At 38.1% G+C, this 17,233-nt stretch carries 16 protein-coding genes; 12 read left to right on the top strand and 4 right to left on the bottom strand.

The window, feature by feature from the left end:
• Nucleotides 1-110: 110 nt before the first annotated feature.
• From EPL02_RS12375 to EPL02_RS12365, 3 genes are all read left to right on the top strand, one after another.
• Nucleotides 111-1,253 (top strand): acyl-CoA dehydrogenase family protein, encoded by a 1,143-nt coding sequence (locus EPL02_RS12375; protein ID WP_131888471.1) that lies wholly within the window; start codon nucleotides 111-113, stop codon nucleotides 1,251-1,253.
• 187 nt (nucleotides 1,254-1,440) lie between these two features.
• Nucleotides 1,441-1,707, top strand: a complete 267-nt coding sequence (locus tag EPL02_RS12370) for a hypothetical protein (RefSeq protein ID WP_131887876.1) — start codon at nucleotides 1,441-1,443, stop codon at nucleotides 1,705-1,707.
• A gap of 20 nt (nucleotides 1,708-1,727) precedes the next feature.
• Nucleotides 1,728-1,931, top strand: a complete 204-nt coding sequence (locus tag EPL02_RS12365) for a hypothetical protein (protein WP_094910382.1) — start codon at nucleotides 1,728-1,730, stop codon at nucleotides 1,929-1,931.
• Nucleotide 1,932: 1 nt separating this feature from the next.
• On the opposite strand, the gene EPL02_RS12360 is transcribed toward EPL02_RS12365, so the two are convergent.
• Nucleotides 1,933-3,180: a glycosyltransferase family 2 protein gene (locus EPL02_RS12360; protein ID WP_131887875.1), complete on the bottom strand. Its 1,248-nt coding sequence runs from the start codon at nucleotides 3,178-3,180 to the stop codon at nucleotides 1,933-1,935.
• A 225-nt stretch (nucleotides 3,181-3,405) separates the two neighbouring features.
• Between EPL02_RS12360 and wecB the strand changes: the two genes are divergently transcribed.
• The 7 genes from wecB (at nucleotide 3,406) to EPL02_RS12325 (ending at nucleotide 11,311) form a co-directional block, all read left to right on the top strand.
• Entirely contained in the window at nucleotides 3,406-4,497 is a 1,092-nt protein-coding gene (wecB, locus tag EPL02_RS12355; protein ID WP_131887874.1) for a non-hydrolyzing UDP-N-acetylglucosamine 2-epimerase, read from the top strand.
• Nucleotides 4,490-5,476: a polysaccharide biosynthesis protein gene (locus tag EPL02_RS12350; RefSeq protein ID WP_094910379.1), complete on the top strand. Its 987-nt coding sequence runs from the start codon at nucleotides 4,490-4,492 to the stop codon at nucleotides 5,474-5,476. The genes wecB and EPL02_RS12350 overlap by 8 nt, the downstream gene beginning before the upstream one ends.
• Complete coding sequence (locus EPL02_RS12345; protein ID WP_094910378.1) at nucleotides 5,477-6,304, top strand: dTDP-4-dehydrorhamnose reductase family protein; 828 nt, start codon at nucleotides 5,477-5,479, stop codon at nucleotides 6,302-6,304.
• Nucleotides 6,301-7,191, top strand: coding sequence for an NAD-dependent epimerase/dehydratase family protein (locus EPL02_RS12340; RefSeq protein WP_131887873.1), 891 nt, complete (start codon nucleotides 6,301-6,303; stop codon nucleotides 7,189-7,191). The genes EPL02_RS12345 and EPL02_RS12340 overlap by 4 nt, the downstream gene beginning before the upstream one ends.
• 562 nt (nucleotides 7,192-7,753) lie before the next feature.
• Entirely contained in the window at nucleotides 7,754-9,025 is a 1,272-nt protein-coding gene (locus tag EPL02_RS12335; RefSeq protein WP_131887872.1) for a sugar ABC transporter substrate-binding protein, read from the top strand.
• A 130-nt stretch (nucleotides 9,026-9,155) separates the two neighbouring features.
• Nucleotides 9,156-10,466 carry a carbohydrate ABC transporter permease gene (locus EPL02_RS12330; protein ID WP_025910244.1) on the top strand — a complete coding sequence of 437 codons (1,311 nt, stop codon included), beginning with the start codon at nucleotides 9,156-9,158 and terminating at the stop codon, nucleotides 10,464-10,466.
• A 2-nt stretch (nucleotides 10,467-10,468) separates the two neighbouring features.
• Entirely contained in the window at nucleotides 10,469-11,311 is an 843-nt protein-coding gene (locus EPL02_RS12325) for a sugar ABC transporter permease (protein WP_025910245.1), read from the top strand.
• A gap of 86 nt (nucleotides 11,312-11,397) precedes the next feature.
• Here the strand turns inward: EPL02_RS12325 and EPL02_RS21195 are convergent, their stop codons facing one another.
• A complete protein-coding gene (locus tag EPL02_RS21195; protein WP_286175424.1) occupies nucleotides 11,398-13,209 on the bottom strand; it encodes a glycosyltransferase in 1,812 nt (603 codons plus the stop codon).
• A gap of 176 nt (nucleotides 13,210-13,385) precedes the next feature.
• Here EPL02_RS21195 and EPL02_RS12310 point away from each other — a divergent pair, with 176 nt between their 5' ends.
• The gene (locus EPL02_RS12310) at nucleotides 13,386-13,796 is read left to right on the top strand and encodes a hypothetical protein (RefSeq protein ID WP_094910374.1); all 411 of its coding nucleotides are present in this window, start codon (nucleotides 13,386-13,388) and stop codon (nucleotides 13,794-13,796) included.
• A 49-nt stretch (nucleotides 13,797-13,845) separates the two neighbouring features.
• Here EPL02_RS12310 and EPL02_RS12305 read toward each other — a convergent pair whose 3' ends face one another.
• Nucleotides 13,846-15,573 carry a glycosyltransferase gene (locus EPL02_RS12305; RefSeq protein ID WP_094910373.1) on the bottom strand — a complete coding sequence of 576 codons (1,728 nt, stop codon included), beginning with the start codon at nucleotides 15,571-15,573 and terminating at the stop codon, nucleotides 13,846-13,848.
• 174 nt (nucleotides 15,574-15,747) lie between these two features.
• Between EPL02_RS12305 and EPL02_RS12300 the strand changes: the two genes are divergently transcribed.
• The gene (locus tag EPL02_RS12300; protein WP_094910372.1) at nucleotides 15,748-16,455 is read left to right on the top strand and encodes a glycosyltransferase family 2 protein; all 708 of its coding nucleotides are present in this window, start codon (nucleotides 15,748-15,750) and stop codon (nucleotides 16,453-16,455) included.
• Between the two features lie 42 nt (nucleotides 16,456-16,497).
• Here EPL02_RS12300 and EPL02_RS12295 read toward each other — a convergent pair whose 3' ends face one another.
• Nucleotides 16,498-17,148, bottom strand: coding sequence for a BMQ_0737 family morphogenetic spore coat protein (locus tag EPL02_RS12295; protein ID WP_131887871.1), 651 nt, complete (start codon nucleotides 17,146-17,148; stop codon nucleotides 16,498-16,500).
• Nucleotides 17,149-17,233: the final 85 nt, after the last annotated feature.

The following is a 17,233-nucleotide window of genomic DNA, read 5'->3' as shown; positions in this document are numbered from 1 at the left end:
TTTCGTAATCATGAGCACCGAAAGTGCACCATAGAAAATAGATGTGCTATGATAATAAGTATTAAACCGATGGGCGTAGTAGAGATTTAATGAAAAAGGAGCGATTGATGATGCATAATTCATTTATCACTAATGCAAACAAAGAATCGTACCAAAAGCTTGCAGCTCTCATTCCAGCTTTTAAAGAGCGTGCTCAAGAAATTGATGAAAAAAGTATCTTTCCCTTTCAAAATGTTGCCGACTTAAAAAGTGTTGGTTATACAACTTGGTCGCTAAGTGAAGCGAGTGGAGGAAAAGGCTTATCTTTGTATGACTTTCTACTGTTTCAAGAGTTAATTGCTCAAGGCGATTCATCCACGGCGCTCAGCATCGGGTGGCATATGGGCATTACGATGGATCTTCGTGATAAGCAGCCGTGGAAGCAAGAAACGCTTGACTTTTTATTTGGAGAAATTCAAAAAGGAGCGCTTATTAACAGTGCGGCCACTGAACCGAAAACAGGAAGCCCTACTAGAGGAGGACTTCCTGAAACCAAAGCGGAACGTACAAAAGATGGGTGGGTGTTAAATGGTCGAAAAACGTTTACCACAATGTCTCCTGCGTTAGACTACTTCTTAGTTAAAGCTTTTGTGCAAGAAGCAAACCAAGTAGCACAATTTATTGTTCCAAGAGATACCTCTGGACTCTCCATTGAAGAAACGTGGGATATGATTGCAATGCGCGGAACTGGAAGCCACGATTTAGTACTTGAAGATGTCCGTATTCCTGATGCATATTTAGCTGAATATATCGGCGGAAGTAAAAAGCCTGGCGCAAGCGGATGGCTGTTGCATATTCCAGCATGCTACATTGGTATTGCCATTGCAGCGAGAGACTATGCGGTAGAATTTGCGAAAAGCTACTCACCGAATAGTATAGAAGGAACAATAAGTGAACTTCCCAACGTGCAAATGCAAATGGGGGAAATTGAGCTTGAGCTTATGAAAGCACGGCATTTCATGTACAGCGTGGCGCGCAAATGGGATGAAGGACAAAATCGTGAAGAATTAGCAGGAGAATTAGCTGCTGCAAAGCACGTAGTCACAAATAGTGCATTTCAGGTAGTAGACAAAGCGATGAGAATTGTTGGTGCACGAAGCTTGCAGCGACAAAATCCTCTTCAGCGCTATTATCGCGACGTACGAGCAGGCCTTCATAACCCACCGATGGATGACATGACGGTGATGAACTTAGCTAAACAAGCATTTAAATAATAGTATTAAAAAGACGGCAAGAGTGGAATTAGTGAAAAATCCGCTCTTGCCGTTTTTTTACAAATATTTGTTTTTATAGGTCAAGCATCTAAGCACAACGCGTTTAAGCTACATAGACTGTAGAGAATATTTAGTGGAAAATCTAATATTTCCCTAAATGTTAACAGATGAAAGGAGACGATTTTTTATGAAAAGAGCAGTTGCACTTCGTGCTATTTGCTGTAATGGAGGAACTACTGAGCCTGTTGAACCACCAACTTCCCCAACACCACTTGTAGGCGTTTTATTATCACTAGTAAATGAGCGCGTAACTTTAGAAATTTCACCAGGTTTAGAGCCGACGATTACAGGCGTTTTATCATTTGTAGGCACAGACTATGTGGTAGTTGTTGAAGATGATTTAGCTGTAACGTTCGTTTTAATTTCTCAAATTGAAACAGTAACACCACTTTAATTAAAAGGAGGGATAACGGTATGTTTGAAAGTTTATTACTTTCTCAATTGGCAAAATATGTTGGTCAGCGAGCTGAAATCGGATTAGACAATCGAATTATTGATGGAGTTATTACGCTTGTTGGTCCTGATTTTGTTACGGTTGTTGAGTCGATGGGGTATGGTGCTATGCCTGTATTTGTTCCCCTAACTTCTATTAATACAATTCGTTTCTTTACTGTCTAAATTAATCTAAATTTTTAATGAAATCGCTCCAATTGGAGTGATTTTTTTTTGTGATGCTTTTCACGTGATCACGAACGTTGTATACGGTGAAATCTCGGTAGCATACCGAATAGCGCTTCATTAGCGCATTTAATACGCTGACATCTTCGTACATACGCCCATCTAAAAAAGAAAGAATGGGAAATCCTCCAATTGCTTTTAGAAAAGACGTACGATAAATGCGTGGTCCCATCGGAAATGCGTAGCTTAGGAGCTCATTTTTTGAGCGAATGGACCGTCCGTTCGCAACACCCATTAGCTTTAATTCATTGTGTGGTTTTTCTTTCCACCTTCGTAAATTTCCATATAAAACAGCAGCGTCTGAAGGAATAGAAAGTAAGTGATTTGAAATAACAGATAAAGCATTGGGATCAAGCCAGTCGTCTGCATCAAGCTCTAGTACAAATTCTGTATCAACTAAAGGTAGAAGGGTGTTTAGAGCACGTGCTTTTCCTCCATTTTCTTTTTGAATGAGCTGAAAGCCTAGCTGCGATTGAAGAGAAGCTAAGTCTTCAGCAGTTCCATCCGTCGAGCCGTCGTCAACTACAAAAAGTTGTTTCTTTTGAAAAGGAACGCTTTGAATGAAGCATGAAGAAACGGCTGTATGAATATATGGCTTTGCGTTATAAGCTGCTAGCATAATTGATAGAGAAGAGGTGGCTTTATGCTCAGTAGTAAACTGATAGAGTTGGCTAGGTTCTAAAAAAGCAGAGGTAAGGCGGGTTTCTTTTTGAATTCCCATTCTCACCGCTTTTTTTGCATCCACGGGTATGCATTGATCTGAAGGAAGGCTGCGTACCCAATATGCAAACATCGCTTCAACAGAAGGAAATGCATGTATTTCAGGAAATAGAAATGATTTCAAATCCGTGCTTTTAAAAAATAGAGGCAGTTTTAACTCTCCAGCTGTTAATGAATAAGTAGATAGCTCTATTTTATCTAACGTTTGCTTTTTTAAAAGCGGAAGGTTTACGTCGTCTCCTTTAAATAAAAATAATACGTGTTCGCCATTTAAACGTTGAACTCTTTGGTTAAGCTCGCTTCCTATACAACTAGAAAGAGATATAGTATCGGCGTGGTGCGGAAGCAATTGCAAAATTTCTGGTTTGGCTATGACAGTCACCGACGCATTGTTCCTCAGTTTGGCTAAAAGCTGCTGAACTACATGCGGACTTTCATAGCCACAGAGAAAAATGTGCATATTTTTCATAATATTCTCCTTTTAACTTAGTCAATTACGGGCTGAATAATCATTTTTAAGAGATTTCTGTGCATACAAAGTATATATATTCTATGAAGTTTGGATTCATGATGAGAGGTAGGTTAATAGCATAAAGATAATAATCTCGCCTATAGCAAGTCTTATTTGCCCGCATAAAGTAATAAGAGGATACAGCGAAGACGGAGTCCAAACTATGTATAGGATGTGTAAAGAATGAAAGTGATGACCATTTTAGGTACCAGGCCTGAAATTATACGTCTAAGCTTAATTATTGACAAACTAGACCGCTATGCAGCTAAACATATTTTAGTTCATACAGGTCAAAATTTTACTGCTTCTCTTAGCGACGTATTTTTTCAAGAGTTACAGGTTAGAAAGCCAGACTATGTGCTTGCTAATCAGCAAGCCACGTTAGGACAGCAGCTTTCAACGATGTATGCTCAGTTAGAAACAATTTTTTTGAAAGAAAAGCCTGATAAAGTCTTGGTGTTAGGTGATACAAATAGCGGACTAAGTGCAATTTTAGCAGAGCGTATGGGAATTACAGTCATGCATATGGAAGCTGGAAATCGTTGCTTTGACCTCGAAGTGCCTGAGGAAAAGAATAGAAAAGTAATTGACGCTATTTCAAGTATTAATCTTCCTTATACCCCTCAAAGTAAAGAAAACCTTATTCGAGAAGGTGTTCCAAAGAACCGAATTGTGGTTTCAGGAAATCCTATTTTTGAAGTGTTAAACCATTACACTCCTCAAATTAACGCAAGTTCTATTTTAGAAACACTAAGTACAAAGAGAAATGATTATTTCTTAGTCACGATACATCGTGCTGAAAATGTTGATTATGAAGAACGCTTAGTTGAAATTATGAACGGTCTTAATAAGGTAGCCGAAGAATTTCAAAAGCGCATTATTTGCAGCATTCATCCACGAACAAAATCACGCATTGATAAGCATCCTTCTCTTCGAGTTCATCCACTCGTTGAGTTTCATGAACCGTTCGGGTTCTTTGACTTTGTAAAACTTGAAAAAAATGCGCTTTGTGTTTTAACTGATAGCGGTACCGTTCAGGAAGAATGCTGCTTGTTTCATGTTCCAACGGTAACGGTTCGAAAAACAACAGAACGTCCTGAAACGATTGACTGTGGAAGCAATATGCTGTCAGGCTTAAACGCAGATCAAATTGTAAACTGCGTCAAAGTCATGGTAAACCAATCGAGTAAATGGTCTTATCCAGAAGGGTACGATCATCCGGATGTTTCGGATAAAGTAATAAAAGTAATTTTAGGAGGACTTAACAGTGTTTAAAAATCAAACGATTTTAGTTACAGGTGGCACAGGCTCATGGGGATACGAATTAGTAAGGCAGTTATTAACTCTTGATCCGAAGGAAATTAGAATTATTTCACGCAATGAATCCAATCAATTTACAATGAAGCAAGAGTTTGACAACGACCCAAAGCTTCAGTTCCTAATAGGGGATATTAAAGAAAAAGATTCATTGATTGAAGCATGTCAAGGCGTGGATTATGTGTTTCATCTTGCAGCTTTAAAGCATGTTCCAGTTTGTGAGGATCAGCCGTTAGAAGCACTAAAAACAAACGTACACGGTACGCAAAATGTTATCGACGCAGCTATTATTTGTAACGTGAAGCGCGTAATTTACATTTCAACTGATAAAGCGGCGAATCCATCGAATTTTTATGGGCTGTCAAAGGCGATGGGCGAACGTTTAATTATTCATGCGAATACACTAAACACGAAGACAAAATTTGTGTGTATCCGAGGCGGAAATGTACTTGGAACAAATGGAAGCGTTATTCACGTATTTAAAAAACAAATTCAAGAAAAAGGAAAAGTAGGAATCACAGATTTAGATATGACACGCTTTTTCTTAACGCTAGAAGATGCAATCAAGCTTGTCTTTAAAGCAACATTTGAAAGCCTTGGCGGTGAGATTTTCGTTATGAAAATGCCAACATGCAAAATCATTGACCTTGCTTATGTGTTAATTGACGCTTCAAACAAAGAAAATGTCGATATCGAAATACTAGGTATTCGTCCTGGTGAAAAAATTCATGAGCTGTTGCTGTCAGAATACGAAAGTACAACAACGATTGCTTATGACGAAGAGTATTTTGTCATTTTACCGCCAATTCATATTCCAGGTTTAAAAGAGCACTATGCAAACTTTAGGCCTGTAAACCTTGTGAACTATAATTCTAGCAAAGAGTTAATGACGAAAGAAGAAATTAAAGAGATGTTAGAGAAAGGACGGTTTATCTAAATGAAAATACTAATCCTTGGTGGAAAAGGAATGGCTGGTCACGTTATCACTTCTTATTTTAAGCAAAAACCTCAGTACGAAGTAGTCTATACATCAAGGGATTTAGATGACAAAGAAGGATTGTATGTTGATGTAACAAACGCAACTGATCTTGAAAAATTAATGGAACAAGAAAAGCCTGATATTACAATTAATTGTATCGGTATTTTAAATCATCATGCGGAGCAACATAGTAAGCTTGCTTTTCACGTTAATAGCGTTCTTCCTCATCAGCTCGTCAAACTAACAGAGCGCTACCAAGGAAAGCTGATTCACATTAGTACAGATTGCGTTTTTTTAGGGGACAAAGGCGACTATACGGAAAGTGATGCTCCTGACGGAACCTCCATTTATGCTCAATCCAAGCAGCTGGGTGAAATTATTAGCGATAAGCACTTAACGGTTCGCACCTCAATCATTGGACCTGAGTTAAAAACTGACGGAATTGGACTATTTCTATGGTTTATGAAGCAAACAGGAAAAATCAAAGGCTATAAGCGAGCGCTATGGAACGGTGTAACGACAATAGAGCTTGCTAAGGCAATTGAAGTGTTTATTCAACAGAACGTGACGGGTCTTTATCACCTTGCGACCGAGCCGAAAATCTCCAAATTCGAGCTGCTTCAGCTTATGAAAGAAGTATTTCAAAAAGATGATGTTACGATTGAAGCAGATGAAGCATTTGTACTGGATCGTACGATTAAAAATACGCGAACAGACTATATTTACACGCCGCCTACTTACCGAGTCATGCTAGAAGAGATGAAAGATTGGATGCAAAAGCAATGAGAAAGCGAATCCTTATTACGGGAGCAAACGGTTTTACAGGGCAGCATGCCGTAACTCATTTTATGAAAAAAGGCTATGAAGTAACTGCTGCAATGCGCAAGAAAGTACTTTGTGAAGGTGTAAGTGTAGTTAGCTGTGATTTAGAAAACGAATCCGAGGTAACAAAGCTCGTTGAAGATACAAATCCTCATTATATTCTCCATCTTGCTGGCCAAAATCATGTGGGGAGCTCATGGGAACAGCCTTTGTCTTACGTTAACAGCAATGTAATTGGAACGCTGCATCTATTAGAAGCAATGAGAAAAAAAGTGCCGACTGCTCGCATTGTAGTAGCGGGATCTGCACTTCAGTATAATCCTTCTGATAGTTCATCACTTACTCATCCATATAGCTTTTCAAAAACGGTGCAGATTTTAGTCTCAGATGCATGGGCAAAGCTCTATAATCTTGATGTAGTTATTGCAAAGCCTTCCAATTTAATTGGACCTGGGCATTCCAACGGTGTTTGTTCGATTTTTGCCAAAAAAATTGCTGCTATGGAAAAAGGCAATGAAAAGAAAGAGCTTCACATTAGTAATTTAGAAGCCAGGCGCAATTTTATTGATGTGAGAGACGCTGTTGCAGCATATGAACATTTATTCTTATTTGGTCAAAGGAAGGAAGTTTATGAAATCGCCTCCTCTGCCTGCTATTCATTAAAAGAAGTTGCCTCTATGCTGAGAACGCTTGCTCACGTAGATTTCCAGATTACAAATGATGAAGCAAACAGTGAACCTTTCTTAATACCAGATACGTCACCGCTTCAACTTATAGGCTGGAAACCAAACTATTCGCTTGAGAAATCGCTTTTAGATATTCTGACATTTCATCGAAAAACCAAGGATTAAAGTAGTACACGTCTTCATATAAATCAATAAACAAAAGAAAGCTGTCTAAAAAGGCAGCTTTTCTTTTTATAAGGAGGGGAGTGTAAATAATCAATTTCTTATTTTTATACATATTCCAAAAGCAGCTGGTTCTACGTTACATATGCTCTTTCAAAACAATATGACCGCAATTAGATTCTGATTTGTTTATCTAAAAAACAGCTGATTGAGCAGGTATTATGACTTTGTGAATAAACGCTTAAGCAAGTTGAATTTCTAATACAAGGCGAGCAAAAATCATAATAGGTATAGCGAATGTGATTGTTGGCTAGATAAAGTGTGAGAAAAACTTACTTTTTTTATATTATATGTAAAAAATATAGTGATAAAGCTCTGGGTTGAAAATAAAGTTTGGTTTTCCATAAAAATATGAAAAAGAGTAGTTGTCAAATGGTTGATTATAAGTATAATAGAGATTGTAGATAGTGCAAACGTTTTCACCATAAAATGAAAGCGTTCTATTTTTGGGGATTGTACAAACGGTTGCACAAGTCAAACAGAATAGGTCAACGGAGGGGTTAAAATGAAGAAAGCGTTATCAGTTTTGATGACTTCAGCGCTAACAGTAGGTATGTTAGCAGCGTGTGGTCCAGAAGAAGGTGCAACAAGTACGACACCAGGATCTGGGAGTGGGGGAGAAAAACCAGAAAAGCTAGTTGTTTGGGAAGATAAAGATAAAGGACCAGCACTAGACTATGCAATTAAAAGTTTTGAAAAAGAACATGGTATTAAAATTGAGTATAAAGAAGTAGAAACAACAAAAATTCAGGAGCAGCTAGCATTGGACGGGCCTGCTGGAACAGCTCCAGACGTTGTAACAATTCCTCATGATAACATTGGTCCAGCTGTTACGAAAGGGTTGCTTGCAGAGTTAACAACTACTTCAGATGAGACAACATCTCGCTTTAGTGAATCATCAATTGATGCAATGACGTTTGATGGTAAGCTTTACGGTTTGCCAAAAGCAACGGAAACGCCAGTACTTGTGTATAACAAAGCATTGATGAAAGAAGCTCCAAAAACAATGGACGAACTTAAAGCCTTTTCAGAAGACTTCACAAAAGACGGGAAGTATGGCTTTTTAGCGCTACTGGATAACTATTACTTTGCACATGGTTTCCTAAGTGGTTACGGTGGTTACGTATTCGGTGAAAAAGACGGTTCATTTGATACAAAAGACTTGGGTGTCAACAATGCTGAAGCAGTTGAAGCAGTTGACTACATCAACACTTGGTACCAAGACAAGCTGTTACCGAATGGTATTATTGGAGAAAACGGTGGTAGCGCATTAGACGGTCTATTTAACGAAGGTAAAGTAGCTTCTGTTATGAATGGTCCATGGTCTTTCCAAGGCTATAAAGCAGCGGGAATTGATATTGGTGCCGCTCCAATGCCAAAGTTACCAAACGGTGAACCAGTTAAAACGTTTATGGGTGTAAAAGGTTGGAACGTTACATCATTCTCAACTAATAAAGAATGGGCTGAAAAATTTATTGACCATATCACAAACGATGAGAATGCAAAAAAACGCTTTGAGTTAACACAAGAAATTCCACCAAATACAGCGTTGCTTGAAGATCCAATTATTAAAGACAATGAGTTAGCTTCTGCAGTTGCTATGCAATCTCAAGATGCAGTACCGATGCCGTCAATTCCTGAAATGTCAGAAGTTTGGCCTCCAATGCAAAGCGCAGTTCAAACCGTTATCACGGGTAAAGCAGATTCTAAAAAAGCTCTAGATGAAGCACGTAAAACAATTGAAGAAAACATCAAAGCAAACCACAGCGGTAAATAAACAAATTTGTTTAAGGAAAGAAGTACCTTTGATTCTTCAGGGGTACTCTTTCTTTACTAATCAGGCAAGCGTTTGCGCTATGAAAAGACTTACTATTTTGCTTATTTAGAATGAAAAGGAGAGGCCATACATGGAGCTAAAACATGCTGAAAATCAGCCCGAGCAAACATTTCAAGGTAGCAACCATCGTAAAATAGCGTTAGGATTATCCATCATCCCCGGGTTAGGTCAGCTATATAATCGTCAAATTCTAAAAGGAATGTTGTTTCTTCTACTTACTATTTCCTTCGTTGTTGTATTTAAAGATTTTTTGAACATTGGTTTATGGGGACTTGTGACACTTGGTGAAGTGCTGCCGCGAGACCATTCAATCTTCTTGCTAGTATACGGAATCTTGTCCGTTATTTTACTCGTGTTTGCACTCGGGTTTTATGTGTTTAACTTACGTGATGCCTATAAAAACGGAGAGAAGCGTGATTTAGGACTACGTATCAGTACGGTAAAAGAGCAATATCACAATTTACTAGATAACGGATTTCCGTATCTCATGATTTCACCAGGTTTTGTTCTTCTTGTTTTTGTTGTCATTTTTCCAATTTTGTTTGTTATTTTATTAGCATTTACAAACTATGATCTCTACCACTCACCGCCAGCAAAGCTTGTCGATTGGGTAGGATTTAAGAACTTTATTGATATGGCAACGGTGCCAATTTGGCGAGAAACGTTTATCAGCGTGTTTGCATGGACGTTAATTTGGACATTTGGCGCAACAACCCTTCAAGTAGCATTGGGCATCTTTTTAGCGATTTTAATTAATCAAAAAGATTTAAAAGGGAAAGCAATTATTCGTACTGTATTTATTTTACCTTGGGCAGTACCAGGCTTTGTTTCCATCCTAGTGTTTGCAGGAATGTTTAACGAGACCTTCGGAGCAATTAATAATGACATCCTCGCTTTTTTAGGAATTGAAGGAATAAATTGGATGACGGAACCGCTTTGGAGCCGAGTGGCTTTAATTATGATCCAGACGTGGTTAGGCTTTCCATTTATCTTCGCAATGACAACAGGTGTGCTTCAATCAATTCCAGAGGAGTTGTACGAAGCGGCAACTGTAGATGGGGCCACGGCTGTTCAAAAATTCATGAAAATTACGTTACCGCTTGTTCTTTTTGCAACGGCACCAATTTTAATTACCCAGTACACGTTTAACTTTAACAACTTTAACGTGATTTACTTATTTAATGCTGGTGGACCTGCGGTATCAGGTCAAACAGCTGGAAGTACAGATATTCTAATATCATGGATTTATAAGCTGACGATGACGACTCAGCAATATGGAAAAGCTGCAGCCATTACAATGTTATTGTCAGTGATTGTTATTACTGTGGCGCTATGGCAATTTAAGCGCACAAAATCATTCCAAGAAGAGGATATGATGTAACTATGAGTATAAAAACAAAAAAAACCATTCGTCTCACTTTATCATACGCAGTTGTACTAGTTATGTTTGCCATTATCTTATATCCAATTCTTTGGATTATTGGTTCGTCTTTAAATCCCGGAGATAGCCTGTCTGGTTCAAAAATGTTTCCGGAAAATGCTACGTTCAAGCACTATGCAGCTCTATTTGATACGAGCCAAAGTAATTATTTAATTTGGTATGCGAACTCGTTGAAAATTAGTATCTCAACTATGATTTTATCTCTTATTTTAGTTAGCCTAACTGCTTATTCATTTTCTCGCTATCGATTTGTTGGAAGAAAAAATGGATTATTAACGTTTTTAGTGTTACAAATGATTCCAAACTTTGCAGCATTAATTGCTATTTTTGTGCTTGCGACGGTTACAAAGTTAATTGATACACATCTTGGGTTAATTTTAATCTATGTAGGTGGAGCTATTCCAATGAATACATGGTTAATGAAAGGGTATTTAGATACGATTCCAAAAGAGCTAGATGAGTCTGCAAAGATGGATGGAGCTGGGCATCTTCGTATCTTTTTCCAAATCGTTATGCCGTTAGCCAAGCCAATCATTGCTGTTATTGCATTATTTACGTTTACAGCTCCGTTTGGAGATTTCATTTTAGCAAAGGTATTGCTTCGTTCAGGCGAAAATTACACCTTGGCAGTTGGCTTATATGATATGATTTCAAGACAATTCGGGAACCAATTTACGGCTTTTGCGGCAGGGTCTGTACTCATTGCCGTTCCGATTGCTCTTTTATTCCTAGTTTGTCAAAAGTACTTTATCTCAGGCTTAACAGCCGGAGGGACAAAGGGATAATTATGTGAATCTTAATCGTATAGGAATGCACAGCTTCCTTATATGAACATCAACACAAATAAACAGGCACAGTGAAATGTGCCTGTTTATTTGTGTGCATCTTGTAAAAAGGAATAGCATGCTTTTTCAAATGCTGCGACGCTGTTTGAAAGCTGCCATCTTTCAGCTTCTTGTTCACCGTTATTTTTCAACTTTGCAAGGAGTGCAGGATCTTGAATTAAGCGGATGATATCCTCACCAAGTCGATTTTCATACCGGTAAGACATTAAGCAGGTTTCTTCATGACGGCCGTATTCGGTATTTCCACCGGCATAGACACCTACGATTGCCGCGCCGCACTTCATTGCTTCAAGTCCCGGTAAAACAGCTGTTTCATAAATGGACGAAGTAACAAAAATATCTGCTCGGTTGTAGTAAGCGCAAAGTTCATAGTCATCTTTTGGAGAATAAAATAAAAAGCCTTCCTTATTTCGCAAGTTTTGTAGAATGGGAGACTGAGCAAACTCATTTGGTGGACAAATCAGGTTGATTCGTACGCTTGGAAACTGTTTTTTGACAACCTTTAGTTGTTCAATTAAATAATCCTGGTCACGCTGCCAAGAATATCCGCCTTCTGGTATTCTCACAATAGCAGAGATTGTGAGCGGTTTTCTTTTATTAGATAATGAAAGCTTTGAAAAGTTAGGATTTACATAAATCGGAATATGTTCACCTTTAATACCATGAAGTAATGAGATTAATTCTTGCTGATAGCGTGAGATGACAAGCAAATAAGGTGTTGTATTGTAAGACTGGAAAGAAACGCTTTGTTCAGGAAGAAACACGGGCTCATAGCATAAGCTAAAGCGCGCGTGAATGCCTTTTCCTTGAGCGCTTGCAGCTGCAGCAGACGGAACGGTTGAGTAGAAGTTTGAGATAATTAAGTCACTGTTTGGATAGTCTTGCTCTGTTATCACAGCACCAGGAGTCCTTGTAATCTTTGCTTTTACGTCATACTCTATGTCACCTTGTGGAGGCATTAAAATGGTTACATTATGCCCTAAATCAACAAGGCCGTTACTAATATCAGCAAGCATGCGCTGAGCGCCACCTTTGCACAGCGTTAAAATAGGAAACGTAATGTTTAAAGGCTTATTTACAGGATGGGAAAAGGACTGCGATGTCAAAGAATTAATAAGACCAGGTGATGAACCTTTTTCAAGCTGTACCATGTTGTTGAGCACAGAACGGTGTGATTCTTGGACTGCCTTAATTTCACGCTCAATTTCTTTTGTATGCTTCTTAGTGCCCATTTCTTCATGAACACGATAATGAACAAGCGGTTCATTAAGGTAATAAAACTCATAGGCAGGAACGCAGCGCAGCCAGTAATCGTAGTCTTGTGTAAATCGCAGCGTTTCATTAAATAATCCGAGGGTAGAAAAAACGTCCATTTTCATCATGATGGTGCAACCGTTAACGCTACAGCCGATTTGAAGGTGCTCAATAAAATCTAACTTCCGGTCAAAATAAACGCCTGCTAAAGGTACAGTAACTTCGCTATTGTTGTTAATAAGTGCGTAGTTGGAATGGCTTATATAGGCGTTATGAGCCTTCATAAAGCGGAGCTGCTTTTCTACTTTATCATGAACAAATAAATCATCAGAACTCAGCCATGCAAAGTAATCACCAGTTGCATGCTGAATACCAACATTTAAAGCGCTGGCAGTTCCCCCATTTTTCTTTTCAATATAGCGAATTCGATCTAAGTAAGGGGTCACTTTTTCGGTGTGAATTGTTGATCCGTCATTAACAACAATTACTTCAATATTTGAATAGGTTTGCTGCAGAGCACTTTCAATTGCTTGTTGAACATAGGAACAATTATAAAAAGGAATAATAATTGATACTTTTTCCATTGCAAATCCCTTCTTCCTGACGTGCTTTAAATTAAGAGCTAGTTACATAGTATGAAAGACAAGTAGAAAAAGTGAAATTACAAGAATTTTGGTAAAAATTGGTTTTTGTCCAAACATAATTTACTATATTTCATATAATAAATTGTCAGTATATTTTTATATAAGGAGGAAACAAATTGAGACCTATTGATGATTTTAATGCAAGTGTACCGAGTAACTTTAATAATAGTTTAGACCGAGCTATTCCAACTATCGGCACTATTGTTTTAGCTGAATTTGGACTGGCAGTTCCTCGTCCAGGATCCACCGTGTTATTAGATTGTACAATTGGGATTCGCTCTTTCTTAGGATTACCCAACATCTTAGTTAGCGTATTACGTGATGGTGGTATTATCGGGTCTGCTCAAATAAGTACGCTGGCAGTAAATGAAATTCGACTTGCTGCATTTCAAATTGTAGATTCAAATGCTCCTGTTGGCTATCATGCGTATACGATTACTGCTGAATTGTTAAATCCACTTTTAACACAAGCACGCGTTACCGGTCCTTTAACGTTTACCGGTACTACAATCGGCCCTGTTTCATAACGTGAACTCCTTCCACTTATTGAAGTTTAGAAAGTGGAAGGGGGTTTTTTTATATTTGAGAGAGCATTTGCTTAAAGTTGGCTGCATATTCCTGGGGTGAAAAGTGCTGAATGATATGGGTGACACCCTGGTGTCGAATCGTTTCACGCAGCGATTTATTGGTAAGGAGTTCTATTCCTTCTTTTACGGCTTCTTCAATGTTACCCAATGTAAAGAATTTTCCAGTTTGGTTATGGATAATAAAACTTTTTACACCGTCTGAATCCGTAGATAAAACGGGACATTTACAAACCATTGCTTCTAATACTGCATAGCCAAATCCCTCTACTTTAGAAGTGGAGCATAAAAACCCTCCCGAATCCCCAATGATTGAAAAATACTCTGCCATTTTGGCATGAGGTTGATTGGCGTAAATAGTTAAATGACTTCTGAGGTTAAGCTGATCAACTAAACACTCAAATGCTTCACGCTCAGCGGAGGTTGAAAGCGTATTGTCTTCGAACATCCAAAGCTTTACATCAGCTGAATGTTTTATAATATGAGATCCAATGCGAAGGAAGTCACGCCAGTTTTTATTGTCCTCAAGCCTTCCTACCCATCCAATAATTGGGGTAGGTTGTTTTGGCAGCGGTTGATAATGGAATTGCCTTGTATCAAAACAGTTATGAAAGCAAAATTGTTGTTTTGAAGACAAATACTGTTGGAAAGCATCGATAAGATGAGGAGTGTTAGGGTATAGAATGGCATCGCTATAGTTTTTAATATAAGAGTGTGCATGACCCTTTAAATAAGCATTCGTATACTCTTTATCTGTTCCTAATCCTTGCACTTCATAAATTAAATGACCTTTATAGCCTAATTGTCGCAGTCTTTTTAAAAGAAGATAATCTGTATTAACGATAATAGCATCATAGTTTTCTTTTGAAATAATTTCTTTTATTTTCACATCTTCATTGGTCACAAATACAGAAGCATTGACTTTGTTTTGGAGGCCCGTTCCAGGCTGTGTATATAAAAAATCACATTGAATACTTGATTCAGATAAAGCGTAAAAGCGCTGCCGGTTTAATGTTTCAACCCCTCCACTTGGAATATAAAACGTAAACAATAACTTTTTTTTGTGTAACTTTACAGGGTTTTCTATAACGTGAGCACCTGTTTCAACACAGCTTTGAACGGTTGTTTCTTCACAAAGCGGCCAATACTGAATCATGTGACCTTCTATGTGATCGATAATAGTTTGATAAAAAGCTTGAATAAGTGGTTCTGTTCGTACGATATTCCATAGTCTAACTTCTTGTAAATCACCTTGAAAGTACCCATATGAAGGGTGTCCACCAAAACAAAAGTGAGGAATGATTTTTCTTCGGCGACTTAAAATTCCCGTTTTAGCTAGGACACCATTCACGTATAAAGAGGGAGTACGGTGATGATAAACGAGCGCTACGTGTGTCCAGCCCTCAATTGAACAAGGATATACAAGCGTTGGTGTAAAATGATCTTTGCCAATTTCATAAACAGAAATGCCATTGGTGCCAACGGAAATGGCAATGAACGCTTCAGCGACTGTAAGAGCTTGATCGTCAGCAGGTGCAATTACAAAAGGCTGATTTTCAAGAGGGGATACGCCGGAGCGACTCTCTTTCCTAAGAGTTTGTTCCTTAGTTGGACGCACCCAAAATTCAATTGTAAACGTATTTGAAATAGCATCAGAAGTTGGTGGACTCGCTTGTAGCTGTTCATTACCAGAAAATGATGCGTAAGAAGAGTGAAGCATATGAGAGGACCTCCTCTTTTCAATTTGTGCATACAAGTACGCGTTTTCATTTCTTTCATGCTATTTCATACATATATGATGAGGAAAAGGTTTATGTTCATTATCGATAAAAACTCTGTATAATCACGTATTTGTTTCGATTTCATAGGGTAGTAAAAAGGAGTGATTTATAAAGTGTGCAAAGTATCAGTTATCGTACCTTTTTATAACTGCGCCTACATTGATCAAGCTCTTGATAGCTTATTGAAGCAAACATATTCAAATGTCGAAATTATTGTAGTGAACGATGGAGCAACGGAACATTCTGATAGAATCAGCCCTTATCTGCATCGTATTATTTATATTGAAAAAGAAAATGGAGGAACGGCTAGTGCTTTAAACGTAGGACTTCGTCGCGCTTCTGGAGAATATATTTGCTGGTTAAGCTCAGATGATGTTTACCCAGCGAATAAAATTGAAGATCAATTAACATTTATGCTTAAAGAGAATGCTTCTTTCTCATATACAGATTATCACTTAATTAATAAAAAAGGTGCGATTACATCAAGGTCAATTGGAGTTTTTTATGAGAGTCGATTACGAATGCTTAAAGAGATGAGTAAAGGAAACTTTATCAATGGATGTACCGTTATGATAAAAAAAGAAGTGTTCGACCGCGTAGGTACGTTTAATGAAACTTTACTTTACACTCATGATTATGATATGTGGTTAAGAATTATTAAGCAGGTTCCAATCCACTATATTGATAATCCGCTTTTATATTACAGGGTTCATGAAAAAATGGGAACCATGCGCTATGGCAGGACCATTAGAAAAGAAGTTAAACGCGTAATTTCTTCTCATAAAAGTACAATGCAGCAAGCGATTGCCAAAGAACAATAAAAGAGCACTGTTTCTTAGTTGGAAACAGTGCTTTTTGGTATGCTAACAGCTTTTGTGTTTACAATGACTTGGCTGTAAATCTTCCCGAGGGGTAATGTAAGATCCCTCAATTTCAATTGTTTTAGTATAGCCACTGGTAATGCTTTGACAGATACTTACTTCTACACGAAGTTCTTGAACGTTGTTAATGCACGAAGGTGTAACGTTAAACTCAACGCTTGTTACGTCAACCTGAATAGTTGTATCTAGAGGTGCATAAAGATATACGGTTTCTCGAATCGTAAAGGGGATTGGATTAGATTTGCAAATTTGCCCAGTTGTTTTATCAACGAGCGTCAAAAGATATTGCCCTTGTTTTTGAATTACTGCTCGATGGAGAACGGGACAGTTTTCTTCGTCATTCAAGCGTTTTTTTGAGCGCGTCATTGAATTCGTTAATTCAGTGATAGCTATGCCGCGCTCGGGTGAGATTGGACATCCATTTTCATCAACAATCATTGCTTCAATAAAGAAGCGATTGCGCTGTAACAGAAGGTCGCATAAGTTAATGCCGCTAATAATTCCGTCTGTTCCATTACTTCTAAAGACGTCTAGCGCACCCTCGTACTTCTTTTGAATCCAGTCATAAACGTGAAATGCATTTACACAATGAGTTTGGCGAGAGGATAAAGAGGATGACAATGCTTTATTCATTCCTTTCTACTAGAATCTATGAGTTAGTATACTCAACTCTTCACAGAATGTGTGCTGGGTAAATGTCTTGATTTTTCAAACTGTC

This window comes from Bacillus sp. CBEL-1, assembly GCF_004348885.1.
Lineage (GTDB): Bacteria > Bacillota > Bacilli > Bacillales > Bacillaceae_H > Priestia > Priestia aryabhattai_A.
The sequence above is the reverse complement of the archived record's forward strand: the minus strand, read 5'-3'. Positions and strand labels throughout refer to the sequence as shown.

Excerpts from the sequence above, each read along its gene's own strand:
- EPL02_RS12375 (WP_131888471.1), top strand. The coding sequence starts at position 111 with ATGCATAATTCATTTATCACTAATGCAAACAAAGAATCGTACCAAAAG.
- EPL02_RS12305 (WP_094910373.1), bottom strand. The coding sequence starts at position 15,573 with ATGCTTCACTCTTCTTACGCATCATTTTCTGGTAATGAACAGCTACAA.
- EPL02_RS12360 (WP_131887875.1), bottom strand. The coding sequence starts at position 3,180 with ATGAAAAATATGCACATTTTTCTCTGTGGCTATGAAAGTCCGCATGTA.
- EPL02_RS12370 (WP_131887876.1), top strand. The coding sequence starts at position 1,441 with ATGAAAAGAGCAGTTGCACTTCGTGCTATTTGCTGTAATGGAGGAACT.
- EPL02_RS12325 (WP_025910245.1), top strand. The coding sequence starts at position 10,469 with ATGAGTATAAAAACAAAAAAAACCATTCGTCTCACTTTATCATACGCA.
- wecB (WP_131887874.1), top strand. The coding sequence starts at position 3,406 with ATGAAAGTGATGACCATTTTAGGTACCAGGCCTGAAATTATACGTCTA.
- EPL02_RS12330 (WP_025910244.1), top strand. The coding sequence starts at position 9,156 with ATGGAGCTAAAACATGCTGAAAATCAGCCCGAGCAAACATTTCAAGGT.
- EPL02_RS12365 (WP_094910382.1), top strand. The coding sequence starts at position 1,728 with ATGTTTGAAAGTTTATTACTTTCTCAATTGGCAAAATATGTTGGTCAG.
- EPL02_RS12335 (WP_131887872.1), top strand. The coding sequence starts at position 7,754 with ATGAAGAAAGCGTTATCAGTTTTGATGACTTCAGCGCTAACAGTAGGT.
- EPL02_RS21195 (WP_286175424.1), bottom strand. The coding sequence starts at position 13,209 with ATGGAAAAAGTATCAATTATTATTCCTTTTTATAATTGTTCCTATGTT.
- EPL02_RS12345 (WP_094910378.1), top strand. The coding sequence starts at position 5,477 with ATGAAAATACTAATCCTTGGTGGAAAAGGAATGGCTGGTCACGTTATC.
- EPL02_RS12340 (WP_131887873.1), top strand. The coding sequence starts at position 6,301 with ATGAGAAAGCGAATCCTTATTACGGGAGCAAACGGTTTTACAGGGCAG.
- EPL02_RS12295 (WP_131887871.1), bottom strand. The coding sequence starts at position 17,148 with ATGAATAAAGCATTGTCATCCTCTTTATCCTCTCGCCAAACTCATTGT.